The organism is Paenibacillus nuruki (assembly GCF_963311185.1).
Lineage (GTDB): Bacteria > Bacillota > Bacilli > Paenibacillales > Paenibacillaceae > Saccharibacillus > Saccharibacillus nuruki.
Map to the genome: position 1 here is coordinate 218,762 of NZ_OY725677.1, position 14,361 is coordinate 233,122.

General features: G+C 39.1%; 10 protein-coding genes. 6 read left to right on the forward strand and 4 right to left on the reverse strand.

Going from position 1 to position 14,361, the window contains the following annotated elements; all coding sequences use genetic code 11:
• Positions 1–263: 263 nt before the first annotated feature.
• Together RCP16_RS01165 and hemQ are read right to left on the reverse strand one after the other, a co-directional pair.
• Positions 264–2,282, reverse strand: a complete 2,019-nt coding sequence (locus RCP16_RS01165; RefSeq protein ID WP_308641460.1) for a methyl-accepting chemotaxis protein — start codon at positions 2,280–2,282, stop codon at positions 264–266.
• A gap of 279 nt (positions 2,283–2,561) precedes the next feature.
• On the reverse strand, positions 2,562–3,311 hold the full coding sequence (hemQ, locus tag RCP16_RS01170) for a hydrogen peroxide-dependent heme synthase (protein WP_069326234.1): 750 nt from the start codon (positions 3,309–3,311) through the stop codon (positions 2,562–2,564).
• Between the two features lie 319 nt (positions 3,312–3,630).
• Between hemQ and RCP16_RS01175 the strand changes: the two genes are divergently transcribed.
• The 4 genes from RCP16_RS01175 (at position 3,631) to uvrC (ending at position 8,948) form a co-directional block, all read left to right on the forward strand.
• The gene (locus RCP16_RS01175; protein WP_069326235.1) at positions 3,631–5,193 is read left to right on the forward strand and encodes a replication initiation and membrane attachment family protein; all 1,563 of its coding nucleotides are present in this window, start codon (positions 3,631–3,633) and stop codon (positions 5,191–5,193) included.
• 29 nt (positions 5,194–5,222) lie between these two features.
• Complete coding sequence (gene dnaI / locus RCP16_RS01180) at positions 5,223–6,185, forward strand: primosomal protein DnaI (protein WP_137223743.1); 963 nt, start codon at positions 5,223–5,225, stop codon at positions 6,183–6,185.
• 175 nt (positions 6,186–6,360) lie between these two features.
• Positions 6,361–6,687: a thioredoxin gene (trxA, locus tag RCP16_RS01185; protein ID WP_465264549.1), complete on the forward strand. Its 327-nt coding sequence runs from the start codon at positions 6,361–6,363 to the stop codon at positions 6,685–6,687.
• 194 nt (positions 6,688–6,881) lie between these two features.
• Entirely contained in the window at positions 6,882–8,948 is a 2,067-nt protein-coding gene (gene uvrC / locus RCP16_RS01190; RefSeq protein WP_308641461.1) for an excinuclease ABC subunit UvrC, read from the forward strand.
• 82 nt (positions 8,949–9,030) lie between these two features.
• Here the strand turns inward: uvrC and RCP16_RS01195 are convergent, their stop codons facing one another.
• Positions 9,031–10,830 carry a CPBP family glutamic-type intramembrane protease gene (locus tag RCP16_RS01195; RefSeq protein WP_308641462.1) on the reverse strand — a complete coding sequence of 600 codons (1,800 nt, stop codon included), beginning with the start codon at positions 10,828–10,830 and terminating at the stop codon, positions 9,031–9,033.
• A 233-nt stretch (positions 10,831–11,063) separates the two neighbouring features.
• Between RCP16_RS01195 and RCP16_RS01200 the strand changes: the two genes are divergently transcribed.
• Positions 11,064–12,404 (forward strand): TrkH family potassium uptake protein, encoded by a 1,341-nt coding sequence (locus RCP16_RS01200; RefSeq protein WP_069326240.1) that lies wholly within the window; start codon positions 11,064–11,066, stop codon positions 12,402–12,404.
• Positions 12,405–12,414: 10 nt separating this feature from the next.
• On the opposite strand, the gene RCP16_RS01205 is transcribed toward RCP16_RS01200, so the two are convergent.
• Positions 12,415–13,332, reverse strand: coding sequence for a LysR family transcriptional regulator (locus RCP16_RS01205; RefSeq protein ID WP_069326241.1), 918 nt, complete (start codon positions 13,330–13,332; stop codon positions 12,415–12,417).
• Between the two features lie 277 nt (positions 13,333–13,609).
• Between RCP16_RS01205 and RCP16_RS01210 the strand changes: the two genes are divergently transcribed.
• The gene (locus RCP16_RS01210) at positions 13,610–14,278 is read left to right on the forward strand and encodes a succinate dehydrogenase cytochrome b558 subunit (protein ID WP_069326242.1); all 669 of its coding nucleotides are present in this window, start codon (positions 13,610–13,612) and stop codon (positions 14,276–14,278) included.
• Positions 14,279–14,361: the final 83 nt, after the last annotated feature.

A 14,361-nucleotide genomic window follows, 5' to 3' on the forward strand; every position in this document is an offset into this window, starting at 1 on the left:
TATAAAATAATGAACGAATATGAATACCGTCTAGTTGCTTGTTATTTATATCGTCATTCCAACTGCATTTGGTTATCTTTTCCGACAAATTTCTGCCCATATTTGCTATTTTTGTCACATAAATGATTCTTTATACCTAATAATTAATGATTCAATTTTAAAATGGATAAAAATGGTGAGAAGGTGAAGTGTGCATGAATTTACATATAATAAAAGAGCCAAGTTCATTAATAGAACTTGGCTCTTGATTGAACACACTATATTTACTTGTTATGGATTGAAGAAGAAGTAGAGGATGAGTCATCGGTTTCGATTTTGAATTGTCCAATTTCTTGTAATAGATGATTAGCACTTTCAGATAAGTGTTTGGATGAAGTAGAGATACTTGCAATCGACTGAGTCTGATCCAAAGTAGAAGAAGCTGCTTGTTCTGTAGAAGCTGCACTTTGCTCTGATACAGCTGCAAGCCCTGTAATGACATCAGATACTTGATTAGCACTATATTTAAGCGTCGTAACCCCTTCAGACACATGACCTATACGAGCAATAATCCCATCGACCGATTGGCGAATATGTTCAAATGAATATTTAGTTTCATCGACAGACTGTTGCTGTTGAGTCGTTGTAGTACGGAACGAAGACAATTCTAATGAACTTTGTTTGCCTGCTTCATTTAACTGAATCAATAGGTTATCGATATCCGAAGCCGAGTGAGAAGCTTGTTCTGCTAGTTTGCGGACTTCGCTTGCCACAACAGCGAACCCTTTGCCTTGTTCCCCTGCACGAGCTGCTTCAATCGCTGCATTCAGAGAAAGTAGATTCGTTTGGCTACTAATCGCTCGAATGACATTTGTGATCTGAGCAATTTCATCTAATTTCTGAATTAAGATACTATTGGAATGTTCGACACGCTCGGTTGAAGCTTGTCCTGCTTGTGAAAGCATCGTCTGTTGCGCTATCGCTTGCGTGCCTCGATCCATCGCTTCATTGACTTCTTTAATCATATGAGCCGCTTGATCAGCACTTGCCGCTACCGTTTCCAGTGAATCGGTCATCGTCATCACCATTTCAGCACCGGATTGAATCGATTCAGCTTGCTCAACAGCACCCCGAGCAATTTCTTCAATAACGGTAGAAATTTGTCCGGCAATATCGCCTGAATTTGAAGCATTATTATACATTTCATGAGAAGCAGAATTAACTCCATGAGCCGATTGCGACACCGTTTGAATCAAATGACGAAGCGCTGTAGACATTGTATTAAACGCAATAGCGAGTTCTGCAACTTCATCTTTTCCTTTGACTGGAACATGTACAGTAAGATCGCCTTCTGCTAATTGTTGAGCACTTTTTTTCAGTCCAATAATCGGTTTGACGATTCGAACTGCTACCCAGAATGCAAAGGCTACAAATAATAAGGTCAATGCAATAATAGCAATCGTATATTGATTTCGTAATTGTGTATATTCAGCAAAAGCTAATTGTTTGGAGGTAGAAGAAGCAACGATCCAGTTGGTACCCGGAATTTTACTGTAATACAATAATTGAGGCTCGCCTTTATAATTGTATTCGGTACTGCCTGACGGTTGACTGATTAATGTATCGGCAATAGCACTATAGTCGGCTTGTTCTTTAAGAGGTTTATTGATAAAAGTAGCATCAGGATGAGACATTACATTCCCATGTTGATCGAGTAAAAACGCAAATCCACCACTGACTTTAATATTGTTAATATAATCGGTAATTGTTGAAAGTAAAATATCTTCAGATAATACGCCAGCAAATGTACCTTGATTGTTGGTTAAAGGAACAGCAATCGAAATGGCATAACCATCGGTAGTGGCATCAAGGTAAGGGTCACTAATAGACAAAGTATTGGTTTCTTTGGCTTTTTGATACCATGGACGTTGTCTTGCATCATAACCAGCGTCAGGAATCCATTCACTTCCATCTAGGAAAGTGCCATCTTCCAGTCCAAAATAGACATCAGATATACTCCCTGCATTAGAAGGGTCTTGATAGACTTGCAGATGCTTTAAAGTGATCTGATTGATAGGAACGGTTTTGTTAATTACAGAACCCAAAGTTTCGATCACTTTGCTATTGGTATTGATCCAACCATTCACCTGAGTAACTGCTTGGGATACTGTATTTTGAAGCGTAGCATTGATAGATTTGGTGGATTCATTTTTGATAATATACAGCGCTGACCATCCAATCGGAACAGCGATTAGAATCGCAGTAGCCATTACTAACAAGATCAATTTTACTTTTAACGTCATAAGTACCCCTCTTTTCTATACGTATATAAAATGACTTTCTTGGATAAATTTGATTTGTAATTGTTCCTTATATCGTCAGTTGATCTGCATTTATGTATATTTTTCGACACGAAAATCTGTGATTAGGGATTTTTTATTTATTTTTTAAGCCTTGAGCACTAATAAATAGATATATATTCTAAAAATGCTCAAATAAAAAACCTTTTTACTATCCATAAAGATAGCAAAAAGGTTTTTTAATTCTATACGTATTTATTTTGTGATGCAGACTGAATTATTTTAAAGTTTGAGCATTTCTTCGAATTTAGCGGTGTCTAGCATACTACCGACATAGAAAGAACCAAATTCTCCAAAACGAGCACTTGCTTCATCAAAGCGCATTTCGTATACTAGTTTTTTGAATTGAAGTGCATCGTCAGCGAATAACGTTACGCCCCATTCCCAATCATCCAATCCAACGGAACCCGTAATGATTTGCTTCACTTTACCTGCATAACTACGTCCGATCAATCCATGACTACGGATCATTTCACGACGCTCATCCATCGGAAGCATATACCAGTTGTCTCCTAGATTACGCGTTTTGTTCATCGGATAGAAACAGATATAACGAGAATCAGGTAGAGCTGGCTTCAAGCGAGCCAGAATATGTGGATTCTCCATCGGATCGCCTTCCACATGACTAGCCATATAGCTGCTAAGTTCTACGATACTTACATATGAATAAGATTTCTTCGTAAAGCTAGCGAAAGTGGTTTTGTTAAATTCATTTTCTATCGCATTTAAATCTTCTAACGTTTCACGTAGATGCATCATCATAAAGTCAGCTTTTTGTCCAACAACAGTATAAATAACCGTACTCCCACTGCCATCGTTGCTGACAGCTTGCCAATCATGAATCAGTGCATTTAACTCGTCGATTGCACCGGCACGTTCTTCATCATCTGCTGCTTTCCAAGCATGCCAATCAATAGTGCGAAAATCATGTAATGCATACCAGCCTTCAAGCGTTGCTACTGCTTCATTCATAAAATCACTCCTATATATTAGTGGAATCCGTTTTTAGGTCATATCGTGCTTACACATCTTGATCTATTGTAACCGAAGGAGTCGATACAGAGCAATTGACTTCACAGTCTGTTCATGGTTACTTCATCATTATGTTTATTTCAATCGATCATTGTATAAAATATATTCATTTCTAGCGTAATGGCGCAAAAGGATGATTGTTATGGAGATCGAGGGTGTTTATGTTCCAAATTCACCTTTCTTTTCAGCATTGAAATTTCAAGATTTGTGTTAGAATAGAATTCCGCATGCACAGGAGCAAAAAGAGAGGGGGCGGATCATGCGCATTAAGAATCTACTTCATTTTACTGAAAATCATCGATATTGCGTATACCGCGAATTCGGTATAGGTGCGCTGGATGAACGGATGCTCAGTCTGGTTTATCAACCGTTAACAGGGGCTTTTGCGATTAGTGTGTATCGATTATTGTGTGAACATGTCGAAGCACAGCAAGTCGGTTATTCGCCTATAGAACAACAGCGTCGTTTATTTTTAACTTTAGGGCTTGAACCGGGGGAACATGGACGTAAATTTTTGGTTGAACAGACTTCTTTATTAGAAGCTGTAGGCTTATTACAGACCAATCGAGTATACTTTCCCGATCAGGATGATTATATATATGAATATGAATTACAACAGCCGCTATCACCAAGTGAGTTTTTCCGCACACAACATTTAACATTGTTATTACGGGACAAAATCGGCAAATTCGCTGTGTTGTCTTTACGGGAACGCTTTTTAGCTAAAGAGCCTGATGGCTGGGGTGATAGTACGGTTCAGAAAGAAAATATTTCACAACCGTTTTATGATATTTTTGAATTAAATACGCATGTGATCGATTATGAATTAGAACAGGCGCTAACTGAAGTGAGTGCACAACAGCGTAGCAGTCAGCCGAAGCTAAGTGAAGATGATCTGATTAACTATGCAGATATTATTCGTTATTTCCCGCGGGGGTCTCGTAACCGTATATATGTAGAAAAATTACGCTTTCTTCCAGAGCAGATGAATGTACTGAGTTATATTGCTTATAAATATCGTTTGGATATTCAAGATATTTGCCGGATGTTAGATGAAGATGGTGTTTTTGATGCCAAAGGTGAGCTGGCTGAAGATGAGATTCAGCGCCGTGCTAATCTGCAATTCCGTCAAGGGAAAAAGCGTCAAGAAGAACGCCAGATTCACGAAGCTAAAGTGATCTCATTACGAGAAGAGAAAAAAGAAGAATCGCAAGATTTACCTGTAGAATATGCAGTCGAAATGGAGTATTATCTGGAAGTACCTCGTCAATTTACAAGCAAATGCGATATTCATCAATATAATACAATTTTACGCAATGAACCATATACGCGCGTTCTGGAAATGTTCTATCCCGGTAGCGTGCCTAACAGTGTGAATGATATATTCGAACATGTCGATATTAATTATAAATTGTCTGAAGAAGTGGTTAATGTACTGATCCATTATTTATTGGCAATCAAAATGTCTCAACCCGGGGAACGATTAAGTAGTAAATTTGTCGATTGGGTCGTGACGAATATGCTTAATCAACAAGTCGATACGTATGAAAAAGCGGTTCGTTATGTAAGAGAACAGAATAAGCTAGATCTCAAAATCAGTGATCAAGCGAAATCACAAGCCAAAGGTGGAACCGCTGGCGGTAATAAACGTACCAATACACGAACATACAATCGAGCGCCTAATGCCAAACCGGAGATTCCAATTGTCAAAAGTGCGCGTGAAGGTTCAAGTATCGTGTCTGATGAAGAAATTGCAGAAGCGATGCGGTTAGCTGAACAAATGCAATCCGGACAAGATCGTGTCCAAAAGACCAATAGCTGAGTGAATGTAAAAGGAAGGGGCAAACTGCCATGGAATCCCTCGGTGATCTGTTACGGCAGATGAAAAGTCCGCGCTTTCGGGAAGAGTCACAAAAGATTGCCGCGCGTCTACTCAGTGATCCGCTTGTGCTAGAACTAAGAGCAGAGCATCCAGAGCTTACCGATCAGGAACTCATGACGAACCTTAGTAAGCTGTATCAATATGTAGGCGACCGTGGTCATTGTGATAACTGCCCGGGATTGGATAACTGTCCCAATGATTTTCAAGGACATTACACCAAATTAAGTGTAGAGCCTTCAGAGTCGGGACCCAAGTTATACGATCGCAAAACACCTTGTCATAAACAATTGACAAGACAACATGAGCAACAGGTCAAACAGCGTATTCATAGCTTCTATATTGATGAACGCGCGCTGAATGAAGGGTATAATCCCAAAGAAATTGTAGCTAAAGATTCGAATCGTGTACCTGCTGTGGTACAGATTTTTCAATATATTAGTGAAACCAAGCAAAATGGATTATCGCCACATGGCTTATATTTAGAAGGTGGATTTGGAACAGGTAAAACATTTTTGGCTTCGTATCTGTTACATGAATTAGCCAAAGTGGGTCATACCGGTGTCATTGTGTATATGCCTGACTTTGTAGAAGACTTGAAGTCAATGTTCCAGGATAATAATCGGATGAAAGAAACGATGGATATTATGAAGCATACCGATCTATTGATTTTTGATGATATTGGAGCTGAAAATCTAAGTTCATGGGTACGGGATCATGTATTGGGTTCGATTCTGAATTATCGAATGAATCGCAAACCTACTTTTTACACGTCTAATTATTCATTGGCTGATCTGCAAAAGCATTTGAGTTTTACGAATAAAGATGGTGAAGAGTTCTACAAAGGCGAACGCTTGATGAACCGAATTAGTCCTTTTGTAAAAGTGATCCGGGTTGAAGGTGAAAACAAACGGGGCGGAATGAGCAATAGCTAGTATGCCTGTTTCGTTATTTATGATACAATACTTACTAATTGAAAGATAATTATGAATAAATCGTAACATCTGTTTCGGAATGACCAATGTTGTGTTATAATAAAAGAGTCAGCAATGACAATACTTGTTTAATGTTTAAATAATATTAATTCAAAATAAAAGTTACTCAAGGAGGATATTTCACATGGCTATCGTTAATGTATCTGATCAATCTTTCACAAACGAAGTTGAAGGACAAGGAACAGTATTGGTGGATTTCTGGGCACCGTGGTGTGGACCTTGTAAAATGCTTGCTCCAATCTTGGACGAGTTATCTACAGAAGTAGGCGACAGTGTTAAAATCGCTAAAGTAAACGTAGATGAGAACCCTGAAACAGCTTCACGTTTTGGTGTTATGAGTATTCCTACAATGATCTTCTTCAAAGACGGTCAACCTGTAGATAAAGTAGTAGGTTTGAATTCTAAAGATGCTCTTAAATCTATTCTTGCAAAACACCAATAATTAGTAATTCCATATACACGTAAATCCTGCCGATTTACTCATCAAGAGTCTTTATCATAAGTCATATGAATTACCAATAGACATAAGTGAGTGTATACGACTAAGCTTATGTAAAACCTCCGGTCATGCACCGGGGGTTTTTTAGTTGTATAATTAGGGTACATTTGTTCTATATCGTTAGAAAGGAGAGATTTATGGACTCTCATATGGATCTTATTCAAGAGCAAGAACAAGCGATGATCAATATTCGTAACAAACTAGCATTGTTGCCCGATCTGTCGGGTTGTTATTTAATGAAAAACCGTGAAGGTACAATTATTTATGTAGGAAAAGCGAAAGTACTCAAAAATCGAGTTCGCTCTTATTTTACAGGAAGTCACGATGGTAAAACGCAACGTCTTGTTGCTGATATTCGTGATTTTGAATATATTGTGACTGGAAGCAATATGGAAGCACTTATTTTAGAATGTAATCTGATCAAAACGCATCAGCCTAAATACAATGTACTGCTCAAAGATGATAAAACTTTTCCATATATCAAAATTACCAATGAGGCGCATCCACGTCTGGAAGTCACGCGACGTATTTTAAAAGATAAAGCCAAATATTTTGGGCCGTATCCTAATGCGTTTGCAGCACAACAGACCAAAAAATTGTTAGACCGTATGTATCCGTTGCGTAAATGCAAAGTGATGCCTAAAGAAGTCTGCTTGTATTATCATATGGGGCAATGTCTGGCACCTTGTGAGTTCGAAGTGCCTCAACAATCCTATGATGAGATTAAGCAAGAAATCAGTAAGTTTTTGAGTGGTGGTCATGAAGAGATCAAAAAAGAGTTGCAACGTAAAATGGAAGAAGCCGCTGAAGATTTGTATTTTGAGCGTGCTAAAGAATTGCGTGATCAGATCATTAATATCGACGCTCTGATGGAAAAACAAAAAATCACGATGGCAGATGCCAAAGATCGTGATGTATTTGGTTTTGCTGTCGATAAAGGCTGGATGTGTGTACAGATTCTGTATATGCGTCAAGGTAAAATGATTGAACGTCATGCTTCTGTGTTCCCTTTTTATGGAGAGCCGTATAATGACTTTATGTCTTATGTGACTCAGTATTATAGCGAAAATCCAGCGATGCCACAGGAGATTATGTTGCCTGTTGAAGAAGTGATTGTGGATGAAGAAAATGATGTTCAGGATGAAGCTGTAGATCATGCAGAACAAGCAGGATTGGATGATAGCGAGCAAGCGACCTCAGAAATAATGAGTGACCGTGTAGCAGAAGAAGGAACCGCTTATGCTGTTCACACGACAGAACAGTCTGTAGAGCAAGCAGAAGCTGCTAATGCTTCTGAAGAAGCACTTACTAATGAACAACAGGATGCACAAGCAGAAAGTGGCGAACAAGCTGATCCTTCAAGCAGTGCAGCCGCTCTCCAACAATGGCTAGGGGTTAAAGTATTGATCCCTCGTCGTGGACTCAAAAAGCAGATGACAACGATGGCACAAGATAATGCTAGAGTGTCTCTGGACGAAAAATTCCGCTTAATTGAACGTGATGAAGAACGTACGTCCAAAGCCGCAGGTAATCTAGGACAAGCGATTGGTCTAGAAAGTTTGGAACGTATTGAAGCATTCGATAACTCGAATATTCAAGGAACCAATCCGGTATCTGCGATGGTTGTATTTATAGATGGTAAGCCTGCTCGTAAAGAATACCGTAAATACAAAGTACGTACCGTTGAAGGTTCAGATGATTACGGAACCATGCGTGAAGTGATTCGCCGTCGCTACGAACGTGTGGTAAAAGAAAATCTACCGATGCCTGATCTAATCGTTGTCGATGGTGGTAAAGGACAAATTTCAGCGGCAACCGATGTATTGGAAAATGAGCTAGGTCTATTTATTCCAGTTTGTGGATTGGTCAAAGATTCTAAGCACCGTACCTCTCAATTGATGGTGGGCGATCCAGCAGAACCGGTGAACTTAGCAAGAGATAGTCAAGAATTTTATCTATTGCAACGGATTCAAGATGAAGTCCATCGCTTTGCGATTACATTCCACCGTGAACAACGGGGTAAATCGATGATTACTTCGCAATTGGACAGTATCCCAGGAATCGGAGACAAACGTCGTAAGCTGTTACTGAAGCACTTTGGTTCACTCAAAAAAATCAGAGAAGCCAGTGTAGACGATTTCCGCCAGTTGGGTATCGGGGACAAATTAGCGAAGCAGATTTTGGATGCTTTAAAAGAAGAATAAATGCACCAACAATATCAATACAATGATTATAATAGCTCCCTACAATCAACAAAATATAGATAAAAAAAGAGTAGCCTAATGGCTACTCTTTTGGTTTATTGTCATGTTCAGACGGTGGAACTGGATTAGAATACTGTTGAAATTGTTGCGGATGATCTGGATACTGCTGCTGTCCTTGTGTAGGATCATAATACACTTGAGGGATAGGTGCAGGCGGTACATAAGGTGGATAAGCATTTTCGACACCTTTATTTTTGGTAAAAGTATAGATGATGATAGCCACAATAGCGGGTAAAACAATATAGAATGCACCGAGCAAGATATTGACGATTCCACCCATACTAATCAGACTGAGCGACATCAATATACTATCAAATATAACGTGTGCAAATACGGCTGCAATAAAACCATATCGTAAGAAGATAAAGCTAAACAATAAACCGATAAATAGTAACTCGATCGGACGTGAATATATTGGATAGATTGGATATAACGTATGTCCAAGCGCCCAAATCATTGTCGTGATAAAGCAAGCCACAAATGTATTGCGTAACAGTTTCTTCAACATGCCAATTCCGAATAGACGGTAGACCGCTTCTTCGCCAATCCCTGCCATCCATGCTAATAATGGGAATAAGGCTGGATAGATCATATTATAAGGCGAACTCGTATCATCGGTAGCAGAATAGACACCTAGCGCATTTTCTAAGATTAAATAAATAATGGATTGTACACCTAGTAAAATGAGTGCATACAAGTAACCTACAGCTACGCTATGCAATACATATTTACCATAACCGATTTCTTTGGAACGTGGCCAGATATTGATTCCTCGTTCTCTCCATAATCCATCTCCACCTACAAAAGAGAAGTAGAGTAAAACTGCCATCAATATATTTAATATTAATTGTAGACCGATAATCACATAAGAAACGATTTTGTTGGATTCACCTAAAGTAATATCTACTAAAATAGGCCACATATTCACAACGCTAAATATAGAAATTGCACAATAGATTACACTTAGCACAATACCCCGTTTAAATGAAGTATGTCTGCGTTTGAGTGCGCCGAATACAATCGCGAGTACACCGAGTACAAGAGTGAACAATCCATAACCCAAAGCTGTTAACCAGCCAGCTAAAGCAGTCTGTTCTTTTACATAAGCCGTATACGTATCCGGTGGAGTCAATACCGGTTGGAAGGAACGAATTTGTCCATATTCATAGGTGAACTTGAGTTGTAATTGACTATCACCTAATTTGCCATCTGCGGCAGTATACAGTAAATCTTGCTCATTACCTTTAGTCTGTAATGTTAATTGTCCTGCAACAAATCCTAGTGCTTTTAAAATAGGTTGTGCTTGTTCTTGCTTTTCAGCCAGTGTAACAGATTCGTCTTTTTCCGTAGTTGCCGTAGGATCTAGACTGAACGGTTGTGATGCTCCTGTCTGGTTGTCATACATAGAAAAAGCAACCACTTTACCGGTATTCATATGTACATCAATATCAAGTGCATCTCCAGTACCCACATCTGGATAATGAACACGGAATACATCATAAGGAGCTACTTTTTCTAACTCCTTCATATACGTCTGTGTTAATTTTTCTTTGGCTACATAACCGCTTAATTCAGCATTCGTATGATACGTTACTGAAGGGGCGGGAAGATCGGGTAATACTAATGTGTCACTGGCAAACGCTTTGGCGCTTTCGATCGCTTTTTCCTGACTGATGATATTCACTTGTTGCACTTCTAACGTATCTGAAGCAGTGGAAGGGAATACTTGTAAAAGCAAAAATAATACCAGTCCGACAGCAGCGAGTACACTGAGAATTTTGTAATTCGGTTTGAGCTGTACGGGTTGTCCGGTGGGGTTCATGAATGTCCTCCTTCAATTTTAAAAATACCTAGTTAGCATAGAGAAAGATATTTTGGTGTACACAAATTCTTTATACTTAAGCTATTCGCATGTATACTACTAAATGCTAGTGTAACGTAATCTTTTTTTGATTGCAAAACGCTATAGCCGTCTGTCTTCAGAGCCACTATAATCAGAAGCAGTGAACAGATTGGAATAAGTCATATTTAGAGAATAGAGAGGTTGAATAGATTTTGAAAAATGTTTTTGCAATAAAAGTTTGGACACCACCTCGTATTCTCGCTTTAGGCTATGCTATCTGTATTTTATTAGGAACGTTTTTATTGATGTTACCTGTTGCGCATCAAGGTGGAGAAGGGTTGAGTTTTTTAAATGCCTTTTTTACAGCGACTTCAGCGACTTGTGTAACAGGTCTAGTCGTTGTGGATACAGGCACTTTTTTCTCGACCTTTGGTCAAGTGGTGATTATGTGTCTGATTCAAATCGGTGGACTCGGATTTATGACCATTGCTACATTATTTGCTTTGGTGTTTGGAAGACGTATTTCTTTACGAGAACGTCTAGTGTTGCAAGAAGCCATGAATCAAGGAGATATGGAAGGTATTGTTCGTTTAATAAAAAAAGTGATTTATTATTCATTTGCTATTGAATTGATTGCTGCATTTTTATTTACGCTACGCTTAATGGCAGATTTTCCTCTTGGACAAGCCATGTATTATGGTGCTTTTCATGCCGTATCGTTATTTAATAATGCAGGTTTTGATTTGTTCGGTCATTATAGTAGCTTTACCCGATATGTATCCGATCCAGCATTCAATATCATATCTATGGCTTTGATCGTATTGGGCGGACTCGGATTTGTTGTATTGTCTGATCTGATTGAATATCGCAAACATCGTAAATTATCAATACACTCCAAAGCTGTATTATGGATGACTTCTATTCTGCTTGTTGGAGGGTTTGTACTGGTTTTCATATTTGAATTTACGAACCTAAAAACGATTGGAAGCTTGAGTTGGGATGGTAAGATATGGGGTTCGTTATTTCAATCGGTCACCACAAGAACAGCAGGCGCGAATACGCTGGATCTAACTCAATTAAGACAAGCTACTTTATTCCTGACGATTATTCTGATGTTTATTGGAGGTTCGCCGGGTTCAACAGCCGGTGGTGTCAAAACAACAACGATTCTACTGATTGTTGGAGCAGTCATCAGTATGGTCAAAGGAAAAGAAGATGTGGTTCTATTTTATTTTCGGATCAACAAAGATCGGATCTATAAAGCATTAACGATTACAGTGTTTTCATTATCGTTAGTGATTGTGGCTACGATGGTTCTTACGATGACAGAAGCGACTGACTTTATGAGTGTTTTATTTGAAGCCACTTCTGCCTTCGGTACGGTTGGATTGTCTCTTGGATTAACTCCCAATCTAAGTACGACTGGTAAATTAGTGATCTGTTTGTTGATGTTTGCTGGACGGGTAGGCATGATTACACTGGTCTGGGCACTCGCTCCCAAACAAGACAAAGAACTATATCGCTATCCTGAAGGTAAGATTATGATTGGTTAAAAGGGCATATTTATTCATCTAAACGAATAGGATCATTTATCGTCTCAAATTGTTCTTTGGTATCAATAATCCATTGTCTGGCTGCTGAGCCTAGATCAGAACTTTCACTATAAAGGAGACAGGTGGTGCGGCGTGTCTGCTCTAGTTCAGGAATATGAAGAGAGACCAGCTCGTTGCCTGACAATAACTGTTTCCCAACATAGGATTTGGGCAATAATGCAGCAGCCATACAAATAGGCAATAAACGTACAATCGCTTCAAAAGAATCAATTTCCATACGTAAGTCGGGCATCACCGTATACCGATGAAATACATCATCTATTAATTTACGGTACCATGTGCCTTTTGAGAAAATAATCATAGCCAAACCTTGTAGATCCTGCATTGTAGTCTCTTGATGATCTGCAAGCGGGTGATTGCTCGGGACGACTAATTCAAGATGATCATCAAATAAAGGAACGCAAGTAAGACCCGATTCATGGATCGAGGACGCTACAATACCGACATCTACTTTTTTATCACGGACGGCATTTACAATTTCATGCGTTTTGCCGGTAATTAATTTGAGCTCTGCATAAGGGTGTTTACGAGTAAAGCTACTAACAAGTGGTGGCAACGTCGTCTGTAAGGTCGTCAGGCTGGCGCCAAAGGTCACTGTGGTCTGATCTTCAGACTTATAGCGGTTAAGGCTCTGCAAGAACTTGAGGTTCTGCTGACGCTGTTCTAATGCAAATGTATAGGTTAATCGTCCAATTGAAGTCAATTCAAGTCGCTTTCCATTACGATTGAACAATGAGACACCTAGATTTTCTTCTAATTTAGAAATTTTACGAGAAAGAGCAGGCTGAGATAAATTCAATAATTTGGAAGCCTGATTTAAGCTAGATTGTTCCACAACGACCGCAAATATATCAATATCTTCAAGCATCTGGAATTTCTCCTTTCCTCTTATGCGTTTTAGTTATAACAATTAATAATTATATTGCAATTCCATTATAAGTCAAAGTAGAGTAACATAAAAAGTGACACAAGTTGTTCACAGTCTTAGAGCATTGTGAACAGATTGTAAAGCTACGGAAGATGGGGACTTCCTACGCGGAGATTAACGAAGGTCCGAATATCTCTCGTTGATCCACGTCTGGGACAGCATTAACCAATGACTGTCACTATGAAAACGCTCTTATTATGAAAGGGGAACGTCATTCATGAAAGGGTTTTACGCCAGAAGGTTACACTCACTGCTAGGGGTCATTCCGCTCGGAGCTTTTTTTATTGAGCATATGATTACCAATTTTTCTGCATATGAAGGCGGAAAAGAATCCTTTGATAAAAGTGTGGCATTTTTGAATAACTTGCCACTTGTATTGGTTTTGGAAAGTTTATTCATCTTTTTACCACTGATTTATCATGGAGTATACGGTCTCTATATCGCTTATCAAGCGAAGCCAAACAATGCGAATTACGGTTACGAACGTAACTGGCGTTATACACTTCAACGGATTACAGGTGTAATCACGTTTGTGTATATTGTATGGCATGTATTTGAGACTCGTTTCCAAGTTGCACTCGGTAATGTCACTCATGAACAGCTCGGCGGAGTTATGTACAATATCGTGACCAACCCGGTAACCTTCGTTCTTTACACTATTGGTGTATTGGCAGCTTCGTTCCACTTTGCAAATGGTCTATGGTCTTTCCTTGTAAGCTGGGGAATTACAGTAGGACCGAGAGCACAACGTGTATCCTCATACGTGTGTATGACGCTTTTCGTTATTGTGTCAATTATGTTTATTCTATCTCTTGTTGCTTTCCGCAATATGGAGTTCGAAGATCCAACGGTTGCGCTACAAACGATTCGTCATTTTGTAGCATAAGCATATAGCAAGATCCGTGCGGCACTGTTCAATACAACAGTGGATGGCACAGCAGATGTCTCATTGATCAAAATGATGCACAG